General features: G+C 70.0%; 22 protein-coding genes and 3 pseudogenes. 10 read left to right on the top strand and 15 right to left on the bottom strand.

The window, feature by feature from the left end; translation table 11 throughout:
- Window positions 1-69: 69 nt before the first annotated feature.
- Window positions 70-831 (bottom strand): methyltransferase domain-containing protein, encoded by a 762-nt coding sequence (locus tag ACU6WZ_RS00440; RefSeq protein ID WP_447031097.1) that lies wholly within the window; start codon window positions 829-831, stop codon window positions 70-72.
- A 158-nt stretch (window positions 832-989) separates the two neighbouring features.
- On the opposite strand from ACU6WZ_RS00440, the gene ACU6WZ_RS00435 reads away from it, so the two are divergent.
- From ACU6WZ_RS00435 to ACU6WZ_RS00420, 4 genes and pseudogenes are all read left to right on the top strand, one after another.
- Window positions 990-3,218 (top strand): NADP-dependent isocitrate dehydrogenase, encoded by a 2,229-nt coding sequence (locus tag ACU6WZ_RS00435; RefSeq protein ID WP_447031096.1) that lies wholly within the window; start codon window positions 990-992, stop codon window positions 3,216-3,218.
- A gap of 122 nt (window positions 3,219-3,340) precedes the next feature.
- Window positions 3,341-3,853: a DinB family protein gene (locus ACU6WZ_RS00430; RefSeq protein WP_447031095.1), complete on the top strand. Its 513-nt coding sequence runs from the start codon at window positions 3,341-3,343 to the stop codon at window positions 3,851-3,853.
- 234 nt (window positions 3,854-4,087) lie between these two features.
- Complete coding sequence (locus tag ACU6WZ_RS00425) at window positions 4,088-4,735, top strand: DUF6629 family protein (protein ID WP_447031094.1); 648 nt, start codon at window positions 4,088-4,090, stop codon at window positions 4,733-4,735.
- 47 nt (window positions 4,736-4,782) lie between these two features.
- Window positions 4,783-5,061, top strand: a pseudogene (locus ACU6WZ_RS00420) (DUF2087 domain-containing protein).
- Window positions 5,062-5,145: 84 nt separating this feature from the next.
- Here ACU6WZ_RS00420 and ACU6WZ_RS00415 read toward each other — a convergent pair.
- Window positions 5,146-5,940, bottom strand: a complete 795-nt coding sequence (locus ACU6WZ_RS00415; protein ID WP_447031093.1) for a VOC family protein — start codon at window positions 5,938-5,940, stop codon at window positions 5,146-5,148.
- 168 nt (window positions 5,941-6,108) lie between these two features.
- On the opposite strand from ACU6WZ_RS00415, the gene ACU6WZ_RS00410 reads away from it, so the two are divergent.
- Complete coding sequence (locus ACU6WZ_RS00410) at window positions 6,109-7,335, top strand: FUSC family protein (protein ID WP_447031092.1); 1,227 nt, start codon at window positions 6,109-6,111, stop codon at window positions 7,333-7,335.
- Window positions 7,336-7,361: 26 nt separating this feature from the next.
- On the opposite strand, the gene ACU6WZ_RS00405 is transcribed toward ACU6WZ_RS00410, so the two are convergent.
- From ACU6WZ_RS00405 to ACU6WZ_RS00385, 5 genes and pseudogenes are all read right to left on the bottom strand, one after another.
- A complete protein-coding gene (locus tag ACU6WZ_RS00405) occupies window positions 7,362-8,306 on the bottom strand; it encodes a DUF3048 domain-containing protein (protein ID WP_447031091.1) in 945 nt (314 codons plus the stop codon).
- 141 nt (window positions 8,307-8,447) lie between these two features.
- Window positions 8,448-9,290, bottom strand: a pseudogene (locus tag ACU6WZ_RS00400) (carbohydrate-binding protein); the annotation flags it as partial.
- 69 nt (window positions 9,291-9,359) lie between these two features.
- A pseudogene (locus ACU6WZ_RS00395) lies at window positions 9,360-9,491 on the bottom strand (hypothetical protein); the annotation flags it as partial.
- Window positions 9,492-10,041: 550 nt separating this feature from the next.
- A complete protein-coding gene (locus ACU6WZ_RS00390; RefSeq protein WP_447031090.1) occupies window positions 10,042-10,959 on the bottom strand; it encodes a S1 family peptidase in 918 nt (305 codons plus the stop codon).
- A gap of 852 nt (window positions 10,960-11,811) precedes the next feature.
- Complete coding sequence (locus ACU6WZ_RS00385) at window positions 11,812-12,258, bottom strand: subtilase-type protease inhibitor (RefSeq protein WP_447031089.1); 447 nt, start codon at window positions 12,256-12,258, stop codon at window positions 11,812-11,814.
- Window positions 12,259-12,754: 496 nt separating this feature from the next.
- On the opposite strand from ACU6WZ_RS00385, the gene ACU6WZ_RS00380 reads away from it, so the two are divergent.
- The gene (locus ACU6WZ_RS00380) at window positions 12,755-14,236 is read left to right on the top strand and encodes an extracellular catalytic domain type 1 short-chain-length polyhydroxyalkanoate depolymerase (RefSeq protein ID WP_447031088.1); all 1,482 of its coding nucleotides are present in this window, start codon (window positions 12,755-12,757) and stop codon (window positions 14,234-14,236) included.
- A 428-nt stretch (window positions 14,237-14,664) separates the two neighbouring features.
- Here the strand turns inward: ACU6WZ_RS00380 and ACU6WZ_RS00375 are convergent, their stop codons facing one another.
- Both ACU6WZ_RS00375 and ACU6WZ_RS00370 read right to left on the bottom strand, forming a co-directional pair.
- Entirely contained in the window at window positions 14,665-15,579 is a 915-nt protein-coding gene (locus ACU6WZ_RS00375; protein ID WP_447031087.1) for an IS982 family transposase, read from the bottom strand.
- 32 nt (window positions 15,580-15,611) lie between these two features.
- A complete protein-coding gene (locus tag ACU6WZ_RS00370) occupies window positions 15,612-16,166 on the bottom strand; it encodes an ABATE domain-containing protein (protein WP_447031086.1) in 555 nt (184 codons plus the stop codon).
- Between the two features lie 107 nt (window positions 16,167-16,273).
- On the opposite strand from ACU6WZ_RS00370, the gene ACU6WZ_RS00365 reads away from it, so the two are divergent.
- The gene (locus tag ACU6WZ_RS00365) at window positions 16,274-16,567 is read left to right on the top strand and encodes a hypothetical protein (RefSeq protein WP_447031085.1); all 294 of its coding nucleotides are present in this window, start codon (window positions 16,274-16,276) and stop codon (window positions 16,565-16,567) included.
- A gap of 26 nt (window positions 16,568-16,593) precedes the next feature.
- Window positions 16,594-17,679: a DNA alkylation repair protein gene (locus tag ACU6WZ_RS00360; protein ID WP_447031084.1), complete on the top strand. Its 1,086-nt coding sequence runs from the start codon at window positions 16,594-16,596 to the stop codon at window positions 17,677-17,679.
- 460 nt (window positions 17,680-18,139) lie between these two features.
- On the opposite strand, the gene ACU6WZ_RS00355 is transcribed toward ACU6WZ_RS00360, so the two are convergent.
- The 5 genes from ACU6WZ_RS00355 to ACU6WZ_RS00335 form a co-directional block, all read right to left on the bottom strand.
- Entirely contained in the window at window positions 18,140-18,334 is a 195-nt protein-coding gene (locus ACU6WZ_RS00355; RefSeq protein WP_447031083.1) for an antitoxin, read from the bottom strand.
- A 119-nt stretch (window positions 18,335-18,453) separates the two neighbouring features.
- Window positions 18,454-19,941 (bottom strand): FGGY-family carbohydrate kinase, encoded by a 1,488-nt coding sequence (locus ACU6WZ_RS00350; RefSeq protein WP_447031082.1) that lies wholly within the window; start codon window positions 19,939-19,941, stop codon window positions 18,454-18,456.
- A 17-nt stretch (window positions 19,942-19,958) separates the two neighbouring features.
- The gene (locus tag ACU6WZ_RS00345) at window positions 19,959-21,326 is read right to left on the bottom strand and encodes an MFS transporter (RefSeq protein WP_447031081.1); all 1,368 of its coding nucleotides are present in this window, start codon (window positions 21,324-21,326) and stop codon (window positions 19,959-19,961) included.
- A gap of 121 nt (window positions 21,327-21,447) precedes the next feature.
- The gene (locus ACU6WZ_RS00340; RefSeq protein ID WP_447031080.1) at window positions 21,448-22,221 is read right to left on the bottom strand and encodes a DeoR/GlpR family DNA-binding transcription regulator; all 774 of its coding nucleotides are present in this window, start codon (window positions 22,219-22,221) and stop codon (window positions 21,448-21,450) included.
- Window positions 22,218-22,862 carry a histidine phosphatase family protein gene (locus tag ACU6WZ_RS00335; RefSeq protein ID WP_447031079.1) on the bottom strand — a complete coding sequence of 215 codons (645 nt, stop codon included), beginning with the start codon at window positions 22,860-22,862 and terminating at the stop codon, window positions 22,218-22,220. Before ACU6WZ_RS00335 ends, ACU6WZ_RS00340 begins: the two co-directional genes overlap by 4 nt.
- Before the next feature lie 124 nt (window positions 22,863-22,986).
- On the opposite strand from ACU6WZ_RS00335, the gene ACU6WZ_RS00330 reads away from it, so the two are divergent.
- Together ACU6WZ_RS00330 and ACU6WZ_RS00325 are read left to right on the top strand one after the other, a co-directional pair.
- Window positions 22,987-24,030: a 2-hydroxyacid dehydrogenase gene (locus ACU6WZ_RS00330; protein ID WP_447031078.1), complete on the top strand. Its 1,044-nt coding sequence runs from the start codon at window positions 22,987-22,989 to the stop codon at window positions 24,028-24,030.
- Entirely contained in the window at window positions 24,027-25,493 is a 1,467-nt protein-coding gene (locus ACU6WZ_RS00325) for an FGGY family carbohydrate kinase (RefSeq protein ID WP_447031077.1), read from the top strand. Before ACU6WZ_RS00330 ends, ACU6WZ_RS00325 begins: the two co-directional genes overlap by 4 nt.
- Window positions 25,494-25,496: 3 nt before the next feature.
- Here the strand turns inward: ACU6WZ_RS00325 and ACU6WZ_RS00320 are convergent, their stop codons facing one another.
- A complete protein-coding gene (locus tag ACU6WZ_RS00320) occupies window positions 25,497-26,009 on the bottom strand; it encodes an NUDIX hydrolase (RefSeq protein ID WP_447031076.1) in 513 nt (170 codons plus the stop codon).
- Window positions 26,010-26,071 lie beyond the last annotated feature (62 nt).

The following is a 26,071-nucleotide window of genomic DNA, read 5'->3' as shown; positions in this document are numbered from 1 at the left end:
ACCAGGCCGTAAGGCGCCGGCGCAACCGGCCCATGACCGATCCGCCCGCGCGGCCCCGCACCCGCGCCGTCACTCGGGCTTGCGGGCCTCGATGACGGAACGGGTCGAGTGGGCCACGAACGGCCCCTCGCTCCCGATCCGCTCGTGCAGTTCCCGCAACCGGTCGCGGTACTGGCCGACGGTGAAGCCCGGGACCATCCAGATCACCTTCCGCAGGAAGTAGATCACCGCGCCGATGTCGAAGAACTCGATCCGCAACCGTTCGAACCGCAGGTCCACGACATCCAGGCCCGCAGCCTCGGCGTCCCGCCGCTCGTCGTCCGGGTGGCGCTTGCGGCGTACTTCCTCGGGCTGCGGCCCGAGGAAGTACTCGACGAGTTCGAAGACGCTGGAGTGGCCGACGTGCTGGGAAAGATACGTACCGCCGCCTTGGAGCACACGCGCGATCTCCTCCCACCACACCGTCGCCGGATGGCGGCTGGTCACCAGGTCGAAAGCGCCGTCGGCGAACGGCAGCGGCGGCTCGTCCCGGTCCGCGACCACGACGCCGCCGAGCGGGTGCAGCAGCTGTGTCGCCTTGGCGACATTCGGTGGCCAGGACTCGGTCGCCACCATCAGCCGGGGCAGCTCGCGTGCCCCGGCGAGAACCTCGCCCCCGCCGGTCTGGATGTCGAGGGCGGCGCGGGCACGGCCGAGGTGCTCGCTCATCGTGCGCTGGTAGCCCCAGGAAGGCCGCTGCTCGGTGGCGCGACCGTCGAGCCAGGAGAAGTCCCAGCCGTCGGCCGAAACGGATTCGGCCTCGGAGACGATTTCATCAAACGTGTGTGACATACCTGCATGGTCCGGGCAGAGAATCCGTCGGCGCAAAAGGAATATCCCGGCGCCCTCCGCGCTCGCTCGCCGGGTCGGGGCGGGGCCCTGTCGAGAGGGGGGCGGCAGCGGGATATCTTGATGTCGAGCAATGTTGCAGACGTGGAGCGGAGCACCCGGTGACTGACTCGACCATCATCTACACACACACTGACGAGGCCCCGGCCCTGGCGACGTATTCGTTCTTGCCGGTGGTCGAGGCATACGCCTCCACGGCCGGAGTCACGGTCGAGAGCCGTGACATCTCCCTCGCGGGGCGGATCATCGCGCTCTTCCCGGACCGTCTCGAGGAGAGCCAGCGCATCGAGGACGCCCTCGCCGAGCTCGGTGAGCTCGCCAAGACCCCCGGCGCCAACATCATCAAGCTGCCGAACATCTCGGCTTCGATCCCGCAGCTCAAGACGGCGATCGCCGAGCTCCAGCAGCAGGGTTACGCGCTGCCGGACTACCCGGACGACCCGCAGACCGACGAGGACAAGGACGTCCGCGCCCGGTACGACAAGGTCAAGGGCAGCGCCGTCAACCCGGTTCTGCGCGAGGGCAACTCCGACCGCCGCGCCCCCGCATCGGTCAAGAACTACGCCAAGGCGCACCCGCACCGCATGGGTGCCTGGACGGCCGAGTCGAAGACCAACGTCGCGACCATGGGTGTCGACGACTTCCGCTCCACCGAGAAGTCCGCAGTGATCGCCGAGGACGGCACGCTGCGCATCGAGCTGGTCGGAGACGACGGCACGACCACCGTCCTGCGCGAGTCGGTGCCCGTACTCGCCGATGAGGTCGTCGACGCGTCCGTCATGCGCGTCGCGGCTCTGCGCGAGTTCCTCACCGAGCAGCTCGTCCGCGCCAAGGCCGAGGACGTGCTCTTCTCCGTACACCTGAAGGCCACGATGATGAAGGTCTCCGACCCCATCGTCTTCGGCCACGTGGTGCGCGCCTTCTTCCCGAAGACGTTCGCCGCCCACGGCGCGGCCCTCGCCGCCGCCGGCCTGACCCCCAACGACGGGCTCGGCGGCATCCTCAAGGGTATCGATTCGCTGCCCGAGGGACCGGCGATCAAGGCGTCCTTCGAGGCTGAGATCGCTGATGGCCCGGCGCTCGCCATGGTCGACTCCGACCGCGGCATCACCAACCTGCACGTTCCGAGCGACGTCATCGTCGACGCCTCCATGCCGGCCATGATCCGAACCTCCGGTCACATGTGGGGCCCGGACGGCGAGGAGGCCGACACCCTCGCGGTCCTCCCCGACAGCAGCTACGCCGGCATCTACCAGGTCGTCATTGACGACTGCCGGGCCAACGGCGCGTACGACCCGTCCACGATGGGCTCGGTGCCGAACGTCGGCCTGATGGCACAGAAGGCCGAGGAGTACGGCAGCCACGACAAGACCTTCGAGATCGCCACCACAGGTATCGTGCGCGTCCTGGACAGCAGCGGCAACGCGGTGCTCGAGCAGGTCGTCGGCGCCGGCGACATCTTCCGCATGTGTCAGACGAAGGACCTGCCGATCCAGGACTGGGTCAAGCTCGCCGTCACCCGCGCCCGCGCCACCGGCGACCCGGCCGTGTTCTGGCTCGACGAGGGACGCGCACACGACGCCGTCCTCATCGGCAAGGTCAAGACCTACCTCGCCGAGCACGACACCGAGGGCCTGCGCATCGAGATCATGTCGCCCGTCGACGCGACCGCGTTCTCCCTCGAGCGCATCCGCCGCGGCGAGGACACCATCTCGGTCACCGGCAACGTGCTGCGCGACTACCTGACGGACCTGTTCCCGATCCTCGAGCTGGGTACGAGCGCGAAGATGCTCTCCGTGGTTCCGCTCATGAACGGCGGTGGCCTGTTCGAGACCGGCGCCGGCGGCTCCGCGCCCAAGCACGTCCAGCAGCTGGTCAAGGAGAACTACCTGCGCTGGGACAGCCTCGGTGAGTTCCTCGCGCTCGCGGTCAGCTTCGAGCACCTCGCCCAGACCACGGGCAACGCGCGCGCCCAGGTGCTCGCCGACACGCTCGACCGTGCCACCGGCACCTTCCTGGACGAGGACAAGTCGCCGAGCCGCAAGCTGGGCGGCATCGACAACCGCGGCAGCCACTTCTACCTGGCGCTGTACTGGGCCCAGGAGCTGGCCGGGCAGACGGACGACGCGCAGCTCGCGGAGGCCTTCGCGGCGCTGGCCAAGACGCTGAGGGAGCAGGAGCAGACGATCGTCGCCGAGCTCATCGCGGTGCAGGGCTCCCCGGCCGAGATCGGCGGCTACTACCGGCCCGACGCGGCCAAGTCCGCAGCCGTCATGCGTCCTTCGGGGACCTTCACGCAGGCACTCACCTCCCTCGCCTCGCTCGCCTGACCAACCCGTCCCTCCTACCCCGACCGCCCCCATCGGCAGCTCTTCGCCGGTCGGGGCGGTCCCTTCTCCCCAGCTGAAAACCACGGTGCGCGGCGACTTCGCCTGAGCTAGCGTCTGCGCACATGACGCTCCCTCGCATACGCCCTCCCCACGTGGCCGACGAACGCACCCAACTCATCGGTTGGCTCGACATGCAGCGTGCGATCGTCGCCTGGAAATGCGAAGGCCTGTCCGACGAGGACGCCCACCGGTCGCTCCTCCCGACATCGCCCCACATGACGATGGCCGGCATCGTCTCCCACATGCGGTGGGTGGAGAACACCTGGTTCGAGGTCGTCTTCCTCGGTCGGCCGGCCAAGGGCCCGCGTTTCGAGGGAGGGCACGAGGACGCCGACATGATGGTCGAGGGCACGCCGCTGGCTCAGCTCCTCGCGGAGTACGAGCAACAGTGCGCGGTGTCGAACGAGATCATCGCCGCCCACTCCCTGGACGACATCGGCCGCCACCCGGACTTCGAAGTCTCGGCCGCGTCCCTGCGCTGGATGCTGATGCACATGCTGGAGGAGACGGCCCGGCACGCCGGTCACATGGACACCATCAGGGAGCTGCTCGACGGAGGAACGGGCTACTACTGACCAGCCGCGACATCGGGGAAATCGGGCGCCTCACCGTGAACGAAACAGTGACGAAGCGGTGAACGAAGCCGTGCACGAACCGGACTTCGTGCGCGCCACCCGGATGTTGGCAGCGCGAGCGGCGTCGTCCCACCGCGGCCGCGTCAGCCGGAATGCCGGCCCGGTGAGCCGTAGCGTGGGCGGCAAGGCCGGTCGAGGCCGGTTCACGGGACACGAGAAGCGCCGGGTGACGCGATGTGCTGGAGTGCCACCGCCGACCTCGTCGCAGGCACCTGCATCGCCGCAGTCGGGGTCGCGTGCCTCGCCCCGAGCCCGCCTCGCCCCCGCGATCTGCCGTTCGCCGCACTGCCGCTGCTCCTGGGAGCGCACCAGATCGTCGAGTCGGTGGTCTGGCGTTCCGGTGGAGGCGCCGGTCCCGCCACTGTCGTCTGGGCTGTGATCGCGCTGCCACTGCTTGCACTGTGGGTGCCCGTCGGGGTGATGTGCGCCGCGCCGCCGTATGCCCGGCGCCGCCTGTGGGTCCCGTTGGCGACCGGAGCCGCGAGTGCCGTATTCCTGGCGTACTGCCTGACCACCCGGCCCATGTCGGCCGAGATCCGGGGCCACACCCTCGGCTACGTACTCGACCTGCCGCACTCGGAGTTCGTCATCGTGGGCTACCTCCTGGCCACCGTCGGGTCACTGCTCCTGTCCGGCGACCGCCTGCTGCGCCTGCTCGGCGCCCTGGTGGCCGCCGGAGCGGCGGTGTGTGCCGCGCTGTGGCGGCTGGAGTTCATCTCCACCTGGTGCGCGTTCGCCGCCGTGGGCTCACTCGTCCTGCTGGGCTGGACCCGGCGCCGCCCGTCGCACGCCCGCCGGCACAGCGAGCCCGCCCCTCCATGAGAGTAAACACGTTGCCCCGGGGGCGTGCGGCCTGCGAGGCTTCCGGCATGCCTGACACCACATCAAGCACCAGCTCACACGGCGTGTCGGCGCTGTTCTCCCACGGGCGGCTGACAGCGATCCCGCGGAAGAGAGCCCGCCGTGAGCAATTGCTCGTACACCTGACGCAGACGCTGTTCGAGCGGGACCGGACCTATGACGAGAGCTAGGTCAACGAGGCCTTGCGTACCGTCCACGAGGACACCGCGGCGCTGCGCCGCTACCTGGTGGTGGCGGGCCTGCTGGAACGGCCCAAGGACGGCAGCAGCTACCGGCGTCCCCAGTAGTACCGGCCACCCCGCCACCGCAGACACTGACCGCAGACCCGCCACCGCCGCCCCCGTTACCGCCCGCCACGGCGCGCGAGTGCGTCAGACGTCGGTCATCGCCGGCATCTCACCCTTCGTCGTCTGCATGTCGATCACCGCGAACGCCGCCCCCTGCGGGTCTGTCAGCGCCGCAAACCTCCCGAACGGGCTGTCCACCGGCCCGTACTGCAACTGCCCGCCGCGTTCGGTCGCCTTGGCGACCGCCGTGTCACAGTTCGCGACACCGAAGTACACCTGCACGTACGGCGGGATCTCGGGCGGGAAGTCGCCCGTCATCGCCATCCGTCCCAGCACGGTCTTGTCCCCGGCGTTGAAGACGTTGAAGTCCATCGCGTCGTCCTCCACCCGCTGCACGCTGTACGGGAAGACAGCGGGGTAGAACGCGTCGGCCTTTTCGGGGGAACGGGTGTAGACCTCTGCCCAGGCGAAGCCACCCGGCTCGCCCACCTTCTCGAACCCCTCGTGCTTCTCCGCCTGCCACACCCCGAACGTGGCGCCGCCGGGATCCTTGGCCAGCAGCATGGAGCCGAAGTCGGCGACCTGCATCGGTTCCATCAGCACCTCCCCGCCGTTCTCCCGGATCCTGGCGGCCGTCGCGCCCACGTCCGGCGACGCGAGGTACAGGCACCAGGCCGACAGGCCCTCCTGGCCGGGCATCGGCGGCACGACCGCCGCGACCGCTTTCCCGTCCGAGTACGCCTGGGTGTAGTTGCCGAACTCCGTGGAGCTCTCACCGAAGGTCCAGCCCAGTACGTCCCCGTAGAAGCTCTTCGCACCTTCGACGTCGGCGAACATCGCGTCGGCCCAGCACGGTGTGCCCTCTGCTTGTACGGCCATTGGCTCCGCTCTCTCTCCTGCTCGATGATGGGTCCGGTTTGTCACGCTAGCCAGTACCGGCCCGCACCGCGCGCGAAGCACCCCGAATGAGCACAGTTCACCCGCGCGCACGGGTGGTCGGGCCGACGATGCTGCCTGCGGCTCGGTCGCGGGGGGAAGGAGCGAAGGGTGCCTGAAGTCACCGATCCCCTGCTCGATCTCGTACGGCGCCACCGCGAGCCGGTGGTCGTCCAGACGGTCCGTTCGACCGTGGCCGCGGTGATCTCCTACGTCGTCGCCCTGATGCTGAGCAGCGAACCCGCACCGCTGACCGCGCCCCTGACCGCGCTGCTCGTCGTCCAGGTCACCCTCTTCTCGACGCTGACCACCAGCATGCGCCGGGTCAACGCGGTGGTGGCAGGGGTGGTCATCGCCATCGGGTTCAGCTCGTTGGTGGGCCTGAGCTGGTGGAGCCTGGGGCTGATCATCCTCGCGTCGCTCGTCATCGGCCGCTTCGTACGGGCCGGCGAGTTCGTCCCCGAGGTGGCGATCAGCGCCATGCTGGTGCTCGGCGTGACCAGAGTCGGCGCAGCGGCCTGGGACCGGGTCCTGGAAACCCTGATCGGGGCGGTGGTCGGGCTGCTCTTCAACGTCCTGTTCGTGCCGCCGGTTCTGGTCCAGCCCGCCAGCGCCGCCATCGAGGATCTCGCCGGCCGGATGCGGCGGTTGCTGCTCTCACTCGGCGACGAGGTGCGCGGCCACACGCCGGTCGCGGAGGCCGCCGAACTGCTGCACGAGGCGCGCAGGCTGGACCACGACATCGTGCAGGTGGACGCGGCCCTGCGACAGGCGGAGGACAGCCTGCGGCTCAACCCCAGGGTCAAGGAGGGTCTCCTCTTCCGGGTCGTCCTGCGCACCGGCCTCGACGCCCTGGAAATCTGCGCGGTTGTGCTCCGCACGGTGTGCCGCACCACGACCGACCTCGCCAAGGCCCGCACGCAGGAGACGCTCTTCCCCGAGGAGATCGCCACCGCCCTGCACCACCTGTTCGGGCACATGGCCCGTGCGGTCGAGAGTTTCGCCGTACTGATCACTACACAGGTCACCGTCAACGCGGAGCAGGCCGAGGAGCACCTCGTCGAGGAGCTGGCCGCCAGCCGAGCCAGCCGCGAGATCGTCGCGCACCTGCTTCTGGAGGGTGTGCAGGAACACCCGCGCCAGTGGCAGCTGCACGGAGCCCTGCTGGCCGAGGTGGACAGGATCCTGGACGAGCTGGACGTGGAGAAACGGTCCCAGCGGCTGGTCGAAGAGCTCAACCGCGAGGCACGGGAACAACGCGAGAAGTACCCGCTCGCGGACAAGCTGCGGGGCCGGATGCGGCTGGGCCGCTCACGCGACGAGTCCGATGCGCCCTGACCGGTCCGCGACCTTGGGCTGTACGGTCACCGGGCGGCGTACACGATCCACACCTGACCGGGGGCGAAGGTCATCCGCTTGCCGTCGGGTCCCGTGAACTCGGTGCGGGAGGAGAGACGCTCCCGCACCCAGGTGGCGTCGTACGCCTTGCCGTCACGCAGCACGGTCGCCGTACCCGAACCCACGGTTTCGGTGAAGGGAGTGGTGTTCCCCGAGCGGTCCCGGAAGTCCGACGGGCGCACCGTCACCCGCTGCACGATCACCGTGCCCGCATCCAGATGCTCCCCCTCGGCCGTGCGGGCAGGGGCGCCGTCCATCCCCACCAGCCAGCGGCGCCCGTCGGCGGACCAGGTGAAGTCGAAACGGGCCGAAGGGTAGCGGACCGTCTGCTCGCGGACGGTCCTGCCACCGGACGGCGGGGGACCGGGGCGCAGACCGAGGGCCTCGGCGGCATTCACACCGGAGGCGGCGAACGGTGTCTCCGGCGGCCGCAGATAGAGGTTGTGCGGCGCCGCGCGGTCACGGCTGCGGAAATAGGCGTCCGGAGCCGTCGACGGGGACAACGCGTCCAGTGGCGCCGCCTCGACGAGCGGTACGAGCTTGGTCTGCACGCCCGAGTAGGCGAGCGTCGGCCGGTCGAACTGGCGCAGGATGTCCAGATCCGACTCACGGGCGCTGCGCACCGGCCCCACCACGCGAGGCGCGGCGGCGGAATATACGGCGAGGATACGGCTGAGGCCGGCCTCCACCTGTTCCACGTACACGATGTCGGCCTGCTCGAGCCCGGTCGGCGGCCGTGCGGGAACAACGTTGTCGATCTTGACGGCGAGGGCGCGGACCTGCGACGTCGCCGCGCTGCCCGGCCGTGGAGCGGGGGCGTCCGCGCTTTGGCCGGTGCAAGCCACCGTGATGAGCAGTGCCAGTGTCGCCAGCGCGGCCGCAACCGGCCCCCTCGGCCTGATGGTGTGCATGGCTGCCGCCCTTCCGAGCCTTCACCTACACCCATGATGACGCCGCGGTCCGCGAAAACGGCCCCTTGCGGTGGCTCTGGTTCCTCGCGTCGGAACCAGAGCCACCGCAGGGTGTTTCACGGTGACTGCTTCAGGAGCGGATCAGGGCAGGGTCCATTTCTGGTTGGGGCCGGTGTGGCAGGTCCACAGGTGTGTGTGGGTGCCGTCGTTCCAGGTGGCGCCTTCGGCGTCGAGGCATTTGCCGGACGACGGGTTGCGGATGGTGTCGTCGGTTTGGGGTTGCCATTGCTGGGCGCCGGTGGTGTTGCAGGTGTAGAGCTGGACCTGGGTGCCGTCGGTGGAGGCCCCGTTCGCGACATCCAGGCACTTGCCGCCGACGCCCTTCACCTCACCCGTGCGCGAGCCGGTGACCGCGGTGTCGAAGTGGAAGCCGTCGACGTCGAACAGCGAAGCGCCGCTGCCGCCCCTGAAGGCCAGGTACAGCGTGGTCGTACCGGACGGCCGGTTCGACAGCGCGGTGCTGACCTCCTGGAACGTCTCCCAGCCGCCGGTCACGGGGACCGTCGCCGTGCCCAGCAGGGTGCCGGTCACCGAGCCGGCGCGTACCTCCAGCGTGCCGCCGATCCCGCCGGAGGAGACGCGGGCGGTGAACCGGGTGGCGTTGTCCAGGGCGTACGGCTTGAAGGAGATCCAGTCGCCGTTCTCGATGTAGCCGGCTGTCTTGCCGCCGTGCGCCGGCGCATGGCTGACCACCTGGACGCCCGACGAGTCACCGTAATGCTCGCCCTGCCGGTGACTGGGCTGGCTGACGTGCTGGTCGTGCGTGGTCAGTGCGGGCTGGCCGTTGGCGCCCTCGTCGGTGTACTCGGCGTCCCAGACGCCGAAGATGTTCGCGTTGGGGTCGTGCTCGCCGTCCGCGATGGTCTGGACGGTGCCGGAGCAGCCGTTCGCGGACGTCTGCGGGTGGCCGTGACTGTCGTGTCCGCTGAGCCGCGGCGCGTAGTAGAGGTAGATGAGGCGGTTGGAGGCGAAGCCGGGGTCCACGCCGATGCCTTGGAGGCCTTCTTCGTCATGGCTGTAGATGTCGAGCTTGCCCGCGACCTTGGTGCTGCCCGCTGCGTCGGTGAGCCGCAGTGTGCCGTCGCGGGAGGTGTGCAGCACCGAGGGGTTGGGGAGGACCGCCATCGTCATCGGCTCGCCCATCTCCGTGACGCCCTTGGCGAGGGTGACCTGCTGGAACTCGTCGGCCGCAAACGCCTCGTCCGCTGCGGCCGCCCCGGCGGTCGGGGGATTCTTGTGGCCCGCGTCCTGGGACAGGGCGGCCGCGGGGCCGGTCGGGGCAACCAGCGCTGCGGCCAGGAGCGTGCTGAGCAGGAAGGCGGGGACGCCACGGGGTCGGAACGGTCTCTTGCGCGCAGAGGTCTCCCGGAGAGGTGGGGGTGTCCGGCGGACCAGGAAAAGAGACCCGCCCGGGGGAGCACAGACGCGCGCCGTCGCGCCGAAGGGCACCGGTCACAGACTCATGACCGGTTCGTTGCAGAGAAGTTAGCGGGGTTGGTCCCGGTGCGTAAGATCTTTCGCAGCTGTATTCCCACCTTCTTCCGCGACCAGGACAAAGGTGGCACGGGTGAAGTGCGGCCCGGGCAGCACAGAGGGCCGACGGACGCCCGAAGGGTCCGTCGGCCCCGTGTGTTTCAGTGGGCTCGTGTGCCTCGTGTTGCTCGTGAGCGCTGGATCAGAAGACGCTCACGCCGTACGCGCTGAGAGCCTCGGTCACCGGCTGGAAGAACGTGGTGCCGCCGGAGGAGCAGTTGCCGCTGCCGCCGGAGGTCAGACCGAGAGCGGTGCTGCCGGCGAACAAGGCGCCGCCGCTGTCGCCGGGCTCGGCGCAGACGTTGGTCTGGATCATCCCGTAGACGACGTCGCCGCCCCCGTAGTTGACGGTCGCGTTGAGGCCGGTGACGCTGCCCCCGCGCAGACCCGTGGTGCTGCCGCTGCGCTTCACGGCCTGGCCGACCTGCGCGTTCCCGGCGCTGGTGATGTCCTGGTAGCTGCCGTTGTAGAGGTAGACCCTGCCGTCCGCAGCCGAAGCGTTGGAGTGGCGGATGATGCCGTAGTCATTGTTGGGGAAGCTGGATCCGGCCCTGGAGCCGAGCACGGTGGTCTGGGATGAGTTGGTGTACCAGGTGCTGCCGATGTTGGTGCAGTGGCCGGCGCTGAGGGCGTAGTACGTGGAGCCGCTGCGGACGTTGAAGCCGAGCGAGCAGCGGCTACCGCCGGTGTAGATGGCCTGTCCGCCCGCGATGAGCTTGTTGAACGTGCCGTGAGTGCGCTTGATCTTGAGGGTGCCGGCCTGCGCGCCTGCCGCCTTCTTGATCTTTGCTATCTCGCCGGCGGACACACTCTGGTCGGCCGTGACGACGACCTTGCCCGTCGCCTTGTCCGTGTACCAGGCGGTGCCCGCCACGTCGGCGCCGAGTACCGCGTCGCCGGTCTGGGCGAGCTGAGCGGCGGTGGCGCGTACTTCACCGCTCGATTCGGCCACGGCGGACGGGGCGGCGAGTGCGGAGACGGTCAGCAGAGTCGATGCGACGGCGATCAGCCGTGCACGTCTCGCAACGCCGCTGAAGGGGGAGAAGCGGTTCAGGTTCACTACATCCTCCGGTGGGGGATCCCGGGGCCCGCTGGGTGGGCGAGCCCGTCAGATGCGGTGGCAGAAGCGTGACCAGTTGTCGTGGTCATGATCCTGTCAATCCGACTGGTAGGAATCCTGTGCTCCGGTTGGGCCGGTCGCAAGAGCGCCTTTCGGCCGGGCTGCGCGCGTTCCCGGGCTCCATATGCCGTGCGGGGGCGTGGAGTTCGTTCCGTGGGCCGCGGTGCCCCGGTCGCGCGGCGCCGCCCGGGCGGCCGCCGGTCATAGGCCGGTCATAGCTTTGGGGTAAGCAGCAAAGTTCCAAAATCATTCGCCTGCGATGTCCAACTGGCTGTCCGTTCAGAAGCGAGCTGGCCCAACACCCTTGGTTGTGAAGGTCAGGAAGCGCCATGGTGGCTGGCTTCTTCGCTGCTCAGGAGTCACGGCAGCGAGCCAGTGAGTCACCGGAGGCGATGCGGGCCGTCTCACCACGTCGTACCGGACCCACGCCTGCGCCCTGCTGCGGATGTGGTGGCGCCTGCACATCTGCGGGCGGCCCCGGCCTGCTGTCGGCGGGGGCCGCCGTCCGGTCGCCGCGCGCCGCCCGCCGCGTCGCCGGCCCCGGGCCGTGGGCCGTCCGGCGGGCTCGTACGCCGTGAGTCCGGCCGTACGCCGCAGCGTTATGCGCAGATCATCACCTGTTCGTGCGCGGGGTGTACGTGTCCGGTTCTGGCCGGACGGGCCGCCGGGCCGCTGCGGGTGGTGCCCTCTCCCGCCGGCCGGATCGCTCGCCCGCCGGCCCCGCTCGCCCGCCTGCCGGAGCTGGCCGGGGCGGCGCTGTCCGCAGGGCCCGTAGCGCGGGCGCCGGGAACGTCAGAACGCGAAGGTCGCACCTTCCGTCAGGCTGCTGCGCATCTCGCACGCGTTCCCGAAGGTGGCCGACCAGGAGACCCGCTTGCCCTGCCACACACCCTCGGCGGTGATGACGACCGGGTCCCACTGGCGGGTGCAGGTTCGTCGCTTCGTCCCGTCGACCAGCGCGGAGAACTCGCCGCCGGTCGCGCCCAGTTCGGCGCAGGCCGCCTCGGCCGAGGGGTGGGTGCCCGCCGGGCGCGGAGCGCAGCTGAGCGTCACGGCACGCCAGACGGTCGCCGTCGCCGCTTCCTCGCCCTCGCCCACCGAAAGCACCAGGGCGGACGGGGCGTAGAGCGAAGCCGACGCGGCGGGTTGAGCGTGCGCCATGCCGGTGGAGGCCACGCCGGTGAGCGCGAGGGCCGTGGCCGTGCCGAGGACGCCGAGTGCGTTGCGGAAGTGACGCATGAGTGAATCTCCTCTGATTGCGGTGGAGTTGCGTTGGCGTTGCGCTGAGGAGTGTTGCCGATGCGGATTGTGAGCGCACACCGGTCAGCCCTTTCCGGCCGCACACGTTCCGACCGAAGTGACCGAATGGTCGTTCGGGCAGCTCGGGCAAGGTGTGCGTGTCCCGTGAAGGGCTGTCCGTGATGTGGACAATCGAGCGTGGTACAACGGAAAACAACCGCCTGACCTGCGCATATTCCAACGTGGTCCCTTCTTTGATCACGCCGGTTCGACCGGAAAGCATCGCTCTCGGACGCACTTCTGCCCGCCCGTGCTCAGCCAGGCAACGTGCCGGGGCCACACGGGGCGCGCCCGGCGACCGTGGCGCCGCCCCGTCTGCGCCGTATACGAGCGGCCCTACAGTCCGTCTACCGGACCCGCGGGGACCCTTTGGAGGAGCCGCCTTGCCGCACGTCCACCTGAGAAGCAATTCCCCGCCGTCGCCCTGCTGCTGGCGTTGCTGGCCGCACTTCTCGGCACCAGCTGGACGGCTCTCGCGCCGCCCGCCCGCGCCGCATCACTCACCGAGGTCACCGGCTTCGGGTCCAACCCCGGCAACCTGCGCATGTTCCGCTACGTCCCGGACGAGCTGCCCGCCGGTCGCCCGCTCGTCGTCGCCATGCACGGCTGCACCCAGTCGGCAGCCGCCTTCGACTCGGAGACCGGCTGGGCGACCTGGGCCGACCGCTGGGGCTTCGCACTCCTGCTGCCGCAACAGCAGCCCGCCAACAACGGCAACTCGTGCTTCAACTGGTTCGAGAGCGTCGACATCACGCGCGGCTCCGGTGAAGCCATGTCCGTCAAGCAGATGACCGACCGCATGAAGAGCGATCTGGGCAGCGACCCCGCCCGGGTATACGCCAGTGGTCTGTCCGCCGGCGCCGCCATGACGAACGTCATGCTGGCCGCCTACCCGGACGTCTTCGCCGCCGGCGCGCCCGTGGCCGGCCTGCCGTATGCCTGCGCGACCACGGTCGGCGCCGCCTTCAGCTGTATGAGCCCCGGAAAGGACCTCTCGCCGTCGGCGTGGGGTGACAAAGTCCGTGCGGCGCACCCGGGTTACTCCGGCCCCTGGCCGACCGTCTCCGTCTGGCAGGGAACGAGCGACACCACGGTCGTTCCCATGAACATGAAAGAGACCGTCGAGCAGTGGACCAACGTCCACGCCACCGACGCCACGGCCGACACCACGGACACGGTGGCCGGCTACCCGCACGCGGTGTACCGCAGCGGCGCCGGACGGTCGGTCGTCGAGACGTACTCGATCACCGGCATGGGCCACGGTCAGCCGGTCGACCCCGGGGCCGGCGCAGAGCAGTGCGGCACCGCCGGTGCGTACATCCTCGACGTCAACCTGTGCGCCTCGTACCGCATCGGACAGTTCTGGGGCCTGAGCGGCAGCGGTACGCCCGGCGGCGGCACCAAGTCGGCCGTCCTGCCGAGCAAGGCGACGGACGACGGCTACGTGAAGGCATCGGCCACCGGCGGCGGACCGGCCGTCGGAACCCTGGAGGGCTCCTACGGACTGGCGGTGGGCCGGGGCTCGGACGGGCTGCACAACCGGGCGCTGCTGTCGTTCGACACCTCGTCCGTCCCGGACGGCGCGACCATCGAGCGGGCGTACGTCACAGTGACGTACGCGAGCGGCAGCGGCGACCCCTGGGCGTTGGGCAACCGTTTGCTCCTGGATGTCAGATCGGGCTGCTTCGGTGCGGGCTGCCCGACCGGCGCTGACGACTGGAGCGCCGCCGCCTCGGTGTCCGGCGCCGCGGAGATCGGCCGATTCACCTCGGGCACGAAGGAGTCGACCGACTTCACGACGCTGAACGACACGGGCACCACCCAGGTGCGCCTGCGCCTGTCCTCCGCGCCCGCCGCCACGGCGTACGTGTTCGTGAAGTCGGGGGCGTCCGCCACCTTGACGGTGGAATGGAAGTAACTCCCGGCGCAGGCCCCGCCCCGGTGCCCGGCACCCGGGCGGGGCCTGCGTGCTCTGCCTACCCGGCGGTGCTAGGGGGTGTCTGACGATTCCCCGCGGCGTCGCGACGCCCGGCACGCACGCTCGCAGCGTTGCCGAAAAGCCCTAGTAGCTCCGCTACGAGGACTGTCCGGCGCCTTGCGATCGCACGCACCGGACGCCGCACCTTGACCCACGGGGAATTGTCAGACACCCCCTAGCTTGAGATTTAACCTCCGGATTCGAACAGCTCCGACCAGCCCTTCCTGCCGCACCAGCAGGCTCCGCAGCACAGTCAGAAATCTAAGCAAGTCGGGACAAATGGTGCGCATGCTGGTTCCGTGAAGCCGACTTGCGGTCGTGTTCGAGCGGCGAGGTTAAATCTCAAGCTAGTGATCGATTCCAAGGGGTCAGTGGTCATAGGCGTTCAGTGAGCGCAGGACGGGCTGTCCGGTGCGGTCGTTGTGCCAGATCGCTGCGGTCAGCGCGAGGATGCGCTGCATGACGCGGGCGATGACCCCGCCGGGCGTGCGTCCTCGATGCTGTTCGAGATCGAGCTGTCCCTTGAAGGTCTCGTTGACTGACTCGATGACCTGCCGCAGCGGTTTGAACAGGGGTGCTCCTGGCCGCTCCGGCTCGCTCTTGCGGGCTGGCCGCAGTAGCCGGATGTCCTGCTCAGCCAGTTGATGTTCGAAGTCACGGCCGAAGTAGTTCTTGTCGCCGATCAGCGTCTGGCCGGGTCGGTTGGCGAGGAGGTGCGGTTCGGCGGCGAGCAGGTCCAGCAGGGTCTCGCGCTCGTCGGCCTTGGCTCCGGTCAGGGCGAAGGCGATGGGCAGGCCCTGGAGGGTGCACACCAGGTGCAGCCGAAGGCCCCAGAAGAAGCGGCTGTGGCTGGCGCAGTACCCGTACTCGGCCCATCCAGCCAGGTCGGAGCGTTTGACGGTCTCGCGGGAGCGGCCGCATTCCGCCGGCGTGGAGTCCACGATCCACACGTTGTCGCTCCACACGGTGGTCTCGGTGGCCAGCAGCCGGGTGACCCGGCGGAGCAGCTCGGCCGCCTTGCGCAGGCGCTTGTTGTAGCCGGGCTGCTTCGGCGGGTACGGGAAGAGATGCCGCAGGTGGGAGTGGGCGTGGCGGAGCCACCGGGCCTCGGAGGTGAAGCCGAGCACGGCCTGCATCATCGCGAGCGTGACCAGCTCGGCGTCAGTGAGCTGCGGGGCTATCCCCACGGCTGGCCGCCACGGAGCAACCTGCGGCGAACCCTTCAGCAGGTCGTCGGTCTCCGCATAGAGTGCGGTCGCGAGGGAGTCCAAGTCTGGTGTCACAACACAACCTGATTTTGGGTTCCCCTGTCTCATCAGCTGGGGGTTCCCGTTTCTCGTGGCTGGCGGCGGGTGGACCTCGCCCGGTTGCCGCATCCGAGGGAACACCATGCCTGGTCGCGGCGCCTGGCCAGGAAGAACATGCCGCAACTGGGGGCGTGGCAGCGCCGCACCCGCTGACGGTCTGGACCCGCGGCCAGGACGAGCGTCTCGCGGGCGACGACGGCGTCGGCGCCGCCGCCCTGTTCCTGCTGTGCGAGCAGGCCGTCGCCGGTCATCCGGAAGACGACGGGGGCGGACGAGGCGAGTTCGTTCAGGCGGGTCCGCAGGCTGTCGGTGAGCGGCCGCTGTCCGGCTGTCGCGTCCAGCGCGTCGCGGACCAACCCACGCAGCCGCTCCAGCTCCTCCAAGGAGAGGGCGGCCAATCTGCGGTCGGCGGCGCGGGCGCGCCATCGCCTGGTGAGTTCCCGATCGGCGAGGAAGTCGATGTCGCCGCGCCCCGGGCCTGCGCCGACGACGACGGTGTTGGCCAGGTCGAGGACCGGGCCCTCGCCGATCCACGGCATTTCCTGCAGATCCCGGATGGTCATGCCCCTCAATCTACTGGATTCAGGGCAGCGAACCCGTGATAAGTTCGACTCACGGATTTGATCCACCGAATCCGTGAGTCACATGGTCGACGACGAAGGGTGATGCCATGAGCGCAACCATCGAGTACGTCAGGTTCGACACCGACGACCCCGCCGCCCTCACCGCCCACCGAGAGCAGCTCGTCGAACTACTCAGGGAGCAGTACGGCGACGGCTTTCAGGGCGCCTACCTCGCCCAGTTCGACGACGGCACCGTCCTGGACTTCATCATCTGGTCGTCCGCCACCGTCGCCGAGCGCGCGGCCAAGGAAATGCCGGCCGACCTCCGGGCGCAGGGCTTCTTCAGCCGAATCGGCACAGTGCACGAGATGCGGCACGCTCAGGTACTGCACACCGCATAGCCCCCCGAGATCAAGGAGAATGAGCCGTGCCCTCGGCAGACGAACTACTCAGCGCGGACACCGTCGCCGACCTCGCCCGATGCCTTGCGCGAGCCGGTGACGGGATCACGGCGCATGAGACCCGGGGGTGCGGCGCCGTGCTGGACGGGATGAGCTTCACCGAGCGTGTCGCCCTGATCAGAAATGCCGTCCTGGCTGATCTTCCGGCGGACTACCCGGCCTTCGCGAACGTGTTGGGCGCCGCACTGCGAGACAGCGATTTCACCGGATGGATGATCTTCCCTGTCACCGAGGCCGTCGCCGTACGGGGCCAGGACGCCTTCGAACCGGCGCTCGCCCTGCTGGCAGAACTCACCCCGCGCCTGACCGCGGAGATCGCCGTCCGGCCCTTCCTCCGTGCCGACCTGGAACGCGCGCTCCGGGTCATGACGCCGTGGACCGCGCATCCCGACCTCCACGTCCGTCGACTGGCCAGTGAAGGCACGCGGCCAAGACTCCCCTGGGCGCCCCAGCTTCCGGAGCTGATCGCGGATCCGACACCCGCACTGCCCCTCCTCGACGCGCTGTACCGGGATGACTCCGAGTACGTCCGCAGATCAGTGGCCAACCACCTCAACGACATCAGCCGTGACCACCCCGACATCGCCGTTGGTGTCGCGGCGCGCTGGCTGAGCGACCCAGCACCGACGACGACCCGTTTGGTACGGCACGGCCTTCGGACCCTGATCAAGTCCGGCCACACCGGGGCACTTACGCTGCTCGGCCACTTCCCGGACAGTCCCGTCGCCGTCGAGGGCCCGCACGTCCACGCCTCAGAGATCCGGGTCGGCGACCATCTGCTGTTCGACTACTCGGTGACCAACACTCACGATCAGACCGCTCACCTCGTCGTCGACTACGTCGTCCTCCACATGAAGGCCAACGGGACCCGCACCCCCAAGGTCTTCAAACTCACCACGCGGTCCCTGGCTCCCGGCGAGACGTGGCGCGCGACACGCAGACACTCCTTCAAGCCGATCAGCACGCGGCGCTACCACCCGGGTGTCCATCTGGTGCAGCTCCAGGTCAACGGCCGATCCCACGGGGAAACCTCGTTCACGCTGCACCGCTGAGGGCAACCGCCTCGCATCCCGCTTCGGTGGCGTATCCGCCATCGCGCCGCCACCCCAATGAGGCTTCCGCCACCAGAAACGGGAACCTGCATCCGCGCAGCTATCCCTTGGAATCGATCATCTACTAGTGCCGCGACCGGCAAGCTTTGCCCCGTCGCGCCGCCCAGCACGCACGCTCGCCGCGTTGGCCAAAAGCCCTGGTAGCTCCTTCCCCAAGCGCTCAACTTCGTTCGAGCAGGGGAGACCCCATCCAAGGACTTCCGGCCGCCTTGTGATCGCACGCACTGGACGACGCTCCTTATGGGGCAAACATTGCCGGTCGCGGCACTAGACCGTTGCCGCACGGCCGAGCCCCTGCCCGGCCGTACTCACACAAATGCGGTGAGAGTGGACGGATCTGTCCGCTCTCACCGCACCCACCGCTCTTACGTGCAAGGGCGATGCCAGGCACCCGGCGTAGTCAAGGCTGGGGCGGCCGGTCCTGGCCCTGGTCCCTTCCGAACTGGTCCCGGAGCTTTTCCTGGCCGGTGTCGACCTGGCCGCTGTGCTTGCCCTGGGTCTTGCGGTCGGCGGCGTCGCCGGCCCTGTCGATGCCCTGCCCTGTCTGGTCAGGGTGGCCCTTGATCATTTGCTTGAGCTTGTCCATCATGGACATGGGTAAGCCTCCTCGGCGGGTCGCCCCCACACCTCCAGGGTCCCCGCACCTGGCCGGGTCCGCATCCGCGTGGGCCACAGATGCGCCCATCGGGCCGACCCGGCGGCCGCGCGCTCGCTTCAGGACGGCCGCCCGGCCGGCTTGTCCTCCAGCCAGCCCCGTCCCCGCAGCTCCGCCACGAACCGCTCGTACGACGCGTCGAGCGCCGCCCGTTCCGCCCGCACCGGATCCACCAGTCGGCCCTGCGCCGTCATTGCCGCAGCGCTCGCCGAAAGGTCCGCGTGGAGCGTGCCGCAGGCGGCGAGCAGGGCGGCGCCGAACGCCGTTTCGGCATGCTCGGCAACGCACAGCGGCCGGTCGAGCACCGTGGCGCGGATACGGGTCCACAGATCGCTGCGGCTGCCTCCGCCCGCCGCGTGCAGGGGGCCGCGTACCTCAATGCCCAGGGCCTCCACCCGTTCCAGCGCGAGACGCTCCAGGAACGCCACGCCCTCCAGCGCGGCCCGGTGCCGGTCGCCGTCGTCCTGCGGCGTTCCGGCGCTGAAACCGCGTGCGTCCGCCGAGACGAAAGGGAACCTCTCGCCCTCACGCATCAGCGGATAGCTCACGTACGACGCAGGCCCCCGCGCGTGCGCAGCCCCGTCCAGGCCCGGCAGCCGGGCCGGATCGACCGTGGCCAGCGCCTCGCCGCCCGTATTGGAGGCCCCGCCAGGCAGCCACCAGCCGTCGGGGTGGCGGTGACTGTAGAGGGCCCCCGCCGGATCGGTGACCAGCTCGCGGCTGACCCCCTTGAGGACGTACGTCGTCCCCAGCACGCCGACGAACTGCCCGGGCTCCACGGCTCCGGTGGCGACCTGGCCCGCGCAGCCGTCCGTCATGGCGAGGCGTACCTGGCAGCCGGCGGGCAGTCCGGTCTGTGCCGCCGCACGGGCCGAAACCGTACCGACCACGGAGCCCGGAGCCCGCACGGCGGGGAGCAGCTCGGGTGCGATGTCGAAGGCGTCGAACACCTCGGTGGCCCACTCGCCCGCCCGCGGGTCGTAGCCCGTCTTCAGCGCGTGGCTCCAGTCGGTGGCGACGGGGTGTCCGGTCAGCCGTTGGCCGATCACGTCCGGTGTGTGCAGCACGCGCTGTCCGGGCAGCGCGTGCTGCACACACCGAACGAGCCTGCCGAGCGCGGCTGTCGGGCCGACGGTGAGGCCGAGCGCCTGCCAGCGCGATGCTCCCAGCTCCTGAGCCTTGGCGTTGAGGTCGGCGGCCCGCCGGTCGTCGTACATCAGGGCGGGCCCCACGGGCTCCCCGTCAGAACTGGCCACAACCAGCGTCCCGGAGGTGGCGGACACGGCGACCGCCAGCACCTCCCGCCCGCCCCCGGGCAGCGCGGCCATGGCCTGCCGCAGCGCGGAGGCGACCGCCGGCCACCAGGCTCGGGCGTCCTGCTCGCTGTGCCCGCCCGCGCCGCGTACCGGCTGGGGCAGGGGCGCCCGCCCCTGCCCCACGACCGACCCGTGGGCGTCGGCGCACACGACTCTCACCGCGGCGGTCGCCACATCGATGCCGGCCACAACGGGGGCGGGGGAGCGGGGAGCGTCGGCGACGGTGCTCATGTACGGACCGGTTCCTGTCAGCTGGTGGCTCGGACGGCGAGGGGTGCGGCCGCCTCCTGGAGGGTCTTGCCCTGCTGGATGGCCTGCTCCGAAGCCGGTGGCAGTTTCAGGAAGAGGGTGAGTACGGCAGCGACGACATACAGCCCCGCGAAGATCAGTACGACCCCGTCCCGGCCCAGCGGCCCGAGGAAGAGGGACACGATGGCGGGCCCGACGAACGCCGCACCGCCCGCGCCCAGGTTGAGCAGCGCCATCGCGCCGCCCTTGTTCTCGGGCGCGAGCGACGGCATCAGCGCGGAGATCGGGACGAACCCGGCGAGGGTCGCGCCGTAGACCATGCCGACGCCGACCGCGACCCAGTAGTTGCCGGTCAGCAGCTTGGGCACGAAGTACAGGGCGAGCACGCTCAGCGCGCAGCCGACCGCACCGAACCAGCCGATGGTGGTGCGCCACCCGATCCGGTCGCTGACCAGGCCGAACAGCAGGTTGCAGAAGATGTTGGTGGCGAACATGATCGACAGCAGCCGCAGCCAGTCACCGTCGGTGAAGCCCATCTCATCGGTGAAGAACGCCGGGAGAATCACCCAGAGGCCGAACTGCGGGGCGGTGTTGATGACACGCACCACGCATCCGACAGCGACCTTGGGATTCGTCCAGGCGATGGACAGACTGCGGGTCAGTGACTGCACCGGCCGGACCCCGGGGGGCGCGAGACGGGAGTACCCGGTGCGCTCGCGCACGCCGAGCAGGCAGAACGCGCCACCGAGCGCGATCAGGCCAAGAGCCACCCAGAGGGTACCGGTCCTGCCGAAGAGCGGATTGGTGACGGACGCGGTGAGCGAACCGAGCGTCGGCAGGCCGCCGGTGAAGGCGAAGTAGAACCAGCCGACGGCGGCGCCGAGCCGCGCCACCGGAGCGGTCGCGGTCACCCACACGAGGAAGGAGAAGGCGAAGAGCGGGTAGCCGAAACCACGCAGCCCGTAGAAGACCAGCATCAGGGTGTAGTCACCCTGGGCCGCACCGAGCGTCAGGAACAGGATGTCGAAGACAATCCACACCGCGAGCCCCAGCTGCATCACCCGCCGCGGCCCCCACAGCTCCGAAAGGGCCCCCGACAGCCAGGAGGCGAGCATCACCGTGACGCCGTACGCCGTGATCACGTAACTCGCGCGGACCTCGCTGCCCGCGCCGTTGCTCTCGATGAACGGTGCGATGAAACCGGACTCGACGCCGTCACCGATCATGAAGATCAGGACGCCGATGAAACCGAAGAGGAGCGGCCGGGGAATGCCGACGCGGTCCCAGACCGTATCCGCGCGCACAGCGGTTCGTGCGACCGGTCCGGGGGGTGAGCCAGGTGCGCCCGGTACGGCAGTGCTGCTCATTGCTCGTGCCTCCACAGTGAGGTGCCATGGGCCCGCGGACGTACGGCGGACGTACAGCCGCGACGGGAATGCATCATGGTCTCTGTGAAATTAACACGCAAGACTTTAAGAAGCGTTGTTGTCAGCCGCTGACGGCGACACGGACGTCCGTATGCTCCCGCAGCGCCCCCAGTAGCTCCGCGTCGACCAGGCCGTCCACCACCAGATGGTCGAAGTCCCCGACCGGGGCAAGCCGGTGCAGCGCCGTCCTGGCCAGCTTCGTGCGGTCCATCAGCAGCACCTTGAGGGTGCCGGTGGCCAGCATCGCCCGCTTGACCAGCACCACGTCCTGCTCCTGGTGGTACGTCATCCGGGCGTCCATCGCCGAGGTGGAGACCAGCACCATGTCCACCGACAGGGCCTCGATCGCCTCCAGGCAGGGGACCCCCAGGAACGAGTCGTGGGTGTGCGAGTACTCGCCGCCCAGCGAGATCAGCCGTATGTCCTCCCGGCCGGCGAACAGGTCGATCACCCGTCGGGCGTTGGTCACCACCGTCAGCGGCGTCCGGTCCACCAGCAGCCGCGCCAGCGCCAGCGCGGTCGTGGAGTCGTCCAGCATCACCGACATGCCCGGCTCCACCAGATCGGCGGCCGCCCTCGCGATGGCCTCCTTCTCGGTGGTGTGCACGCCCAGCCGGTAGTCGAGGTTGGACTCGAAGACGGTCGAGGGCAGCGCGGAAGCGCCGCCCCGGAAGCGCCGCAGCACGCCGCGCCTGGCCAGCTCGTCCAGGTCCCGGTGCACCGTCATCAGACTCACCCCGGTCAGCTCGGCGAGGTCGGCCCCGCTCGCCGTCCCCCGGGTCAGGACGTGCTCGGTGATCATCTGCCTGCGGGCCTCGGCGCTGTTCGTCGTCATGCGACCGAGTTTCCCGTACGGCCCGCAGCCGCGTCCCAGGTGGGGACGTTGAGCGAGCGCAGGGCCGTGCGTTCATCGGCCACCTCGATCTCGGTGACCGCCGCATTGTCGAGGCGGGGAAAGACCAGCCGGTATCGGCCCACGGGGATGCCGAGCATCGCGCACAGCGCGGTCCGCAGCAGGGTGTTGTGCGCCACCACCAGGACCGTGGCCCCGGGGCGCCGGGCGGCCAGCGCGCGCAGCGCGGCCGACGCGCGGGCCGCCGCGACGGACGGCGGCTCGGATCCGGGGAGGGCGCCGAGCTCCGCGTCGTCACGGAAGCGGCGTACCGCCTCCGGGTCCTCGGCCGCCATCTCCGCGATGGTCCGCCCCTCGCCCCAGCCGAAGTCCACCTCGCGCAGACCCTCGACGACCTCCGGCCCGCTGCCCAGCGCCCGCGCCGCGGGCAGGGCCGTCAGCCGGGCGCGGGAGACCGGCGAACAGGCCACGGCGTCGACACCGCGCCGCTCGGCCCACGCCCCCAGCTCCTGCGCCTGCCGGAGCCCCTTGGCCGTCAGTGCGACATCGGAAACCCCGGCGTACCGGTTCTCCGCATGCCACTCGGTCTCCCCGTGCCGCACCAGCAGCAGTCGCGATGCCATCGAAATCGCCCCTCCGAGCATTGATTCCTCAAGATAATGATGTTAAATCTAACAGCGCCAGTGTGAGTGGCGTCGCGAGCCGCTGGTACGCCGCGCCCCCGCGACCCGACGAAGGGCCCGCTCCATGCGTATCCTCGCCGCCGGAGATCACTTCGTGCGCCCCGCCCTCCTGCGCACCGCCCTGCGCGAACAACTCGGCCCCGCACCGGAGATCACCGAACTCACCCTGCCCTGGCCCCACGAGCCGTTCGGTCCGGTCGGCGACGTCCACGAGGCGAGCGGCACGGAGGAGGATGTCAGCAAGGCGCTGGACGGCGCCGAGATCTGCGTGACCCAGATGGCGCCCTTCACCGAGAAGGTCTTCACCGCCTGCCCCGGCCTGCGCATGGTCGCCGTCTCCCGCGGCGGCCCGGTCAACGTCGACCTCGCCGCCGCCACCCGCCACGGCGTCGCCGTCTCCTTCGCCCCCGGCCGCAACGCCCCGGCCGCAGCAGAGTTCGCCATCGGCCTGATGCTCGCCGCCATGCGGCGCATCACCACCGCCGACGCGGAACTCAAACGCGGAAAGTGGCGCGGCGACCTCTACGCGTACGACGAAGGGGGCATCGAACTCGACGGCGCCACCGCGGGACTCGTCGGCTACGGCGCCATCGGCCGCATCGTCGCCCGCGTCCTGCGCGCCTTCGGCGCCCAGGTCCTGGTCGCCGACCCCTACACCAATCCGGCGGCCGCCCGCGCCGACGGCGTGGAGCTGGTCCCACTCGACGAACTCCTGCGCCGCAGCGGCGTGGTGAGCCTGCATGCCCGCCTCACCCCCCAAACCCACCACCTCATCGACGCCACCGCGCTCGACCTGCTCCCCGACGGCGCCGTGCTCGTCAACTCCGCCCGCGGCGGACTTCTCGACTACGCCCCCCTGCCCGGCCTGCTGAAAAGCGGCCGCCTCGGCGCCCTCGCCCTCGACGTGTACGACGTCGAACCACCCCCCGCCGACTGGCCGTTGCGCGACGCTCCTAACGTTGTGACCGCCCCCCACCTGGCCGGCGCCACCCGGCAGACCGCGCACCGCGCCGCCGCCATCACCGCCGCCGAAGCAGCCCGCTTCGTACGCGGGGAGCAACTCGCACACCCCGCCAACCCCGAGGTGCAGGGAGTCCCGAGGCCATGAGCGTGATCATCGGTGTCGACATCGGCACCTCCGTCACCAAAGCGGTCGCCTTCGACGTCGAAGGAACCCGGCTCGCCTGCGCCACCCGCCGCAGCCTCCTGCAGCGGCTCCCGGCCGGCCGCGTCGAACAGGACCTCGACGACGTGGTGCGCACCGTCGCCGAAGTCGTACGGGAGACCACCGCGGCCCTCCCTGAACCGCCCTCCGCGCTCGCCCTCACCGGGCAGGGCGACGGTCTGTGGCTGCGCGACGCGGACGGCGGGGCGGTCCGCCCGGCCATCTCCTGGATGGACGGCCGCGCCTCCGGCCTCGTCACCCGCTGGCAGGCGGACGGCACCGTCCAGAAGGTGCACGGGCACACCGGATCCGGCATGTTCCCCGGCTGCCACGCCCCGCTGCTGGCACACCTCCAGGAACACGAGCCCGACACGCTGCGCCGCGCGGCCACCGCCGGCTACTGCGTGGACTCAGTCGCCCAGCGCCTCACCGGCGTCGTCAGCGTGGACGCCTCCGACGCCACCCTGCCCTTTCTCGACCCGGTGAGTCGCACGTACTCCCGCGAGGCACTGGCCGCCTGCGGCATCGAGAACCAAGCCCGCCTGCTGCCCCTGCCCGCCCCGCCCGGTACGGTCCTCGCTCTCGACGCCCAGGGCTCGGCCCTGCTGGGGCTGCCCGCCGGACTGCCGCTCACCGCCGGCCCGTACGACCTGCCGGCCTGCGCCGAGGGCAGCGGCGTACGAGAGGTGGGCGACGGCCTCCTGATCGTCGGCACCACCCTCGCCTGCCAGGTACTCACCGACCATGCCCGCAGCGACGACTCCACAGAACCGGCCGGCATGTGGCTGTGCACCCCCGACCCCGGCCGCTGGCTGCGCTCCATGCCTGCCATGGTCGGCACAGCCGCCCTGGAGTGGGTGCTCGCCCTCACCGGCACAACCACCGCCGACCTCGATCACCTGCTCGCCGCCGGCCCGCCCGGGGCGAACGGCGTCACCGCACTGCCGTTCCTTTCCGACGCGGGGGAGCGCGCGCCGTTCGTGGATCCGGCGGCCCGCGGCCGGCTCGACGGCCTCACTCTCACGCACACACCCGCCGACGCGGTACGCGCGATGTGCGAGGCCATGGGCTACGCGGCCCGCCACTGCCTGGAAGCCGCCGGCCTCACCGGCACCCTCGCCGCATGCGGCGGCGGCATCCGATCGGGGCCCTGGGCGCAGCTCTTCGCCGACATCCTGGGGCGTACGGTCCGCATTCCCGAGGAGAGCGAAGTAGGCGCACTCGGCGCGGTGCGAGTCGCGCGCCGCTTCCTCGGCGCGCCTCCCGAGACGAAGGTGCAGCGCTTCCGCACCGTAGAGCCGAACCCCTCGTCACGCCCGGTGTACGAAGCGGGCTACACCGCCTACCGCGCAGCGCTCGACTCGGCCCGCGCACAGTGGGGCGAGCCGCACCGCACGCAGCAGTAGCCGCTACTGCTCCTGCTGGCCGCGCGGTGCCACCGACGACGACGGTTGCCTGTCCTGTACGTACGCGGTGAGCCGGTCGACGAACACGCGCTGACCGGTCACCAGCAGCTCCCGGGCACCCGCTGGAGTGCACCACGCGACCTCGTCGAGTTCGGGAAATTCACGTCGGATCCCGGAACCTCTCGGCCACTCCATGACGAACGTTCCGAAGACGGCCAGGCCGGGGTCGAGATCCGCCTCCAGCGCCCAGATCGTGACGACCTTGCCGCTCGCCTGACGGCACTCACCCAACGGCGTCAGCTCTCCGCCGGGGACAGGAAGGCCGAGCTCCTCCGTGAACTCCCGGTGGGCCGCAGCCTCCGGTGCTTCCCCGGGTGCGTACTCACCCTTGGGAATCGACCAGGCGCCGGCGGTCCGGCCGGACCAGAACGGGCCGCCCATGTGCCCGATCAGCAACTCGAGTCCCGCGCCGGAGGTGCGGTGCAGCAGAATTCCCGCGCTTCGTTTGCCCGACATGCCGTCAGTGTGCGGCGCGGGGCAATGGGCCGCCATCCGTAATCGCCACCGGAATGCCGCAA

The organism is Streptomyces hypolithicus (genome assembly GCF_052934925.1).
Note: the sequence above shows the minus strand (reverse complement) of the source record. Positions and strands in the feature narration are given on the sequence as shown.

What these genes read in the sequence shown, in the direction of transcription:
- ACU6WZ_RS00430 (WP_447031095.1), top strand. Translation starts at nt 3,341, where the DNA reads ATGACGCTCCCTCGCATACGCCCTCCCCACGTGGCCGACGAACGCACC.
- ACU6WZ_RS00440 (WP_447031097.1), bottom strand. Translation starts at nt 831, where the DNA reads ATGTCACACACGTTTGATGAAATCGTCTCCGAGGCCGAATCCGTTTCG.
- ACU6WZ_RS00335 (WP_447031079.1), bottom strand. Translation starts at nt 22,862, where the DNA reads ATGGCATCGCGACTGCTGCTGGTGCGGCACGGGGAGACCGAGTGGCAT.
- ACU6WZ_RS00320 (WP_447031076.1), bottom strand. Translation starts at nt 26,009, where the DNA reads ATGTCGGGCAAACGAAGCGCGGGAATTCTGCTGCACCGCACCTCCGGC.
- ACU6WZ_RS00385 (WP_447031089.1), bottom strand. Translation starts at nt 12,258, where the DNA reads ATGCGTCACTTCCGCAACGCACTCGGCGTCCTCGGCACGGCCACGGCC.
- ACU6WZ_RS00405 (WP_447031091.1), bottom strand. Translation starts at nt 8,306, where the DNA reads ATGCACACCATCAGGCCGAGGGGGCCGGTTGCGGCCGCGCTGGCGACA.
- ACU6WZ_RS00330 (WP_447031078.1), top strand. Translation starts at nt 22,987, where the DNA reads ATGCGTATCCTCGCCGCCGGAGATCACTTCGTGCGCCCCGCCCTCCTG.
- ACU6WZ_RS00340 (WP_447031080.1), bottom strand. Translation starts at nt 22,221, where the DNA reads ATGACGACGAACAGCGCCGAGGCCCGCAGGCAGATGATCACCGAGCAC.
- ACU6WZ_RS00325 (WP_447031077.1), top strand. Translation starts at nt 24,027, where the DNA reads ATGAGCGTGATCATCGGTGTCGACATCGGCACCTCCGTCACCAAAGCG.
- ACU6WZ_RS00345 (WP_447031081.1), bottom strand. Translation starts at nt 21,326, where the DNA reads ATGAGCAGCACTGCCGTACCGGGCGCACCTGGCTCACCCCCCGGACCG.
- ACU6WZ_RS00370 (WP_447031086.1), bottom strand. Translation starts at nt 16,166, where the DNA reads ATGACCATCCGGGATCTGCAGGAAATGCCGTGGATCGGCGAGGGCCCG.
- ACU6WZ_RS00415 (WP_447031093.1), bottom strand. Translation starts at nt 5,940, where the DNA reads ATGGCCGTACAAGCAGAGGGCACACCGTGCTGGGCCGACGCGATGTTC.
- ACU6WZ_RS00355 (WP_447031083.1), bottom strand. Translation starts at nt 18,334, where the DNA reads ATGTCCATGATGGACAAGCTCAAGCAAATGATCAAGGGCCACCCTGAC.
- ACU6WZ_RS00365 (WP_447031085.1), top strand. Translation starts at nt 16,274, where the DNA reads ATGAGCGCAACCATCGAGTACGTCAGGTTCGACACCGACGACCCCGCC.
- ACU6WZ_RS00425 (WP_447031094.1), top strand. Translation starts at nt 4,088, where the DNA reads ATGTGCTGGAGTGCCACCGCCGACCTCGTCGCAGGCACCTGCATCGCC.
- ACU6WZ_RS00350 (WP_447031082.1), bottom strand. Translation starts at nt 19,941, where the DNA reads ATGAGCACCGTCGCCGACGCTCCCCGCTCCCCCGCCCCCGTTGTGGCC.